The organism is uncultured Agitococcus sp., assembly GCF_937920075.1.
Classification (GTDB): Bacteria; Pseudomonadota; Gammaproteobacteria; order Pseudomonadales; family Moraxellaceae; genus Agitococcus.
In genome coordinates, this window is sequence record NZ_CALETI010000408.1 from 1 (window position 1) to 1346 (window position 1346).

Annotated in this window: 1 protein-coding gene; it reads right to left on the reverse strand. The window is 40.8% G+C overall.

The genetic code is table 11. The annotated features are described in order from the left end of the window. On the reverse strand, positions 1-1319 hold a 1319-nt coding region (locus Q0212_RS14135; protein WP_297926622.1), incomplete at its 3' end, for an acyltransferase family protein. Positions 1320-1346: the final 27 nt, after the last annotated feature.

Sequence of the window (1346 nt, forward strand, 5' to 3'; positions counted from 1 at the left end):
ATCCCTTTGGTGCTTAAATGAATGCCATCAGCAACAAAATAATCACGATGAGCAGCAGAGTTTGCCGCCCAATCAATAATATGTACATTTTTAAACTCGTCTGTTTTAAAACTATTTAATAAATCATTATTATCTCCCATCCAACGCCGATTGGCTTGTATGTTAATTAACACTATTTCTTCTCTATCCGATAAATCTTTTATTAGTTGCTTAAATTGTGGAGCAGGCAAATAGCCATTTGTCCCCATATGAATCAATAATCGTGCGGGTAATTTTCCTTCTGCTTTTAATTGGCGAATGACTTTAATGGCATCGCGTCCTTGTCGTCCCACCGCAGCATTCACCTCCATACCCACTACGCCTCTTTTTAAATAATCCGCTGCACCCAACATGACTGAATCGCCAATAGCCAACATTTCAATAGGCTCAATCGGTCCTGTAGCCATGTGTGGTGGCAATGTTATGACTTCACTTTGAGCAGAAGGTATTGTGGTACGCTGGGTTGCCACAAGAACAGGTTCAATTATTAAATTTGTTGTTGTTTTTGTGGGTGTTGTGAGTACCTCTGAGATAGATCGTTGATATAACACAAAGACTGCAACTACACTTGCCACCGAAATACCCAACCATTGCCACTGCTTTTGACGTGGCCATGTGCCAATATTGCCAAAGCGTAAAGGCGTTTCAATATAACGATAGGATAATTCGGCAGCTAACATGGTTACAATTAGCCGCAAACCCTGTACCAACTCGTCATTGATGATAAAGTCTTGGGGGCGAATTAGGACAAATATTGGCCAATGCCACAAATATAAGCCATAAGAACGCTCTCCCAAATAGCGCATTACAGGAACACTTAGTACTTTTTCTAAATATCCCCCCTGATAAGTCGCCCCCATGATAGCACAGGCAGTAGCAAAGGCTACACCTAAAAAACCACCTCGATACAACCAGGTTTGCGTTTCATTTACATAAGCGAACAAGACACACAAACACAATAAGCTCATAACACCAAGCACACTAAATACAATAGACAACGAGGCTTTTTGTGCCTGAAAATCAATGCGCCATGGATTCCATAAACATGCCAACATTGCGCCTGCAAATAAACCACTGGTGTGAGTATCTGTCCCCAAATATAAGCGATTAGGGTCAGCCTCTAAGGGTATATTATTTAGAATAGCTAAAATTGCCATATTGCTTGCTGTGATTAGAGTCAGCATAGAAGCTAGCCACAATATGCCTTTTTGTCCAAAGTATCGAACGGTTAGCAACAAAGCTAAAGGCCAAAAGAAATAAAACTGTTCTTCTATTGCCAAAGACCATAAATGTTGCAGTAACGGTGG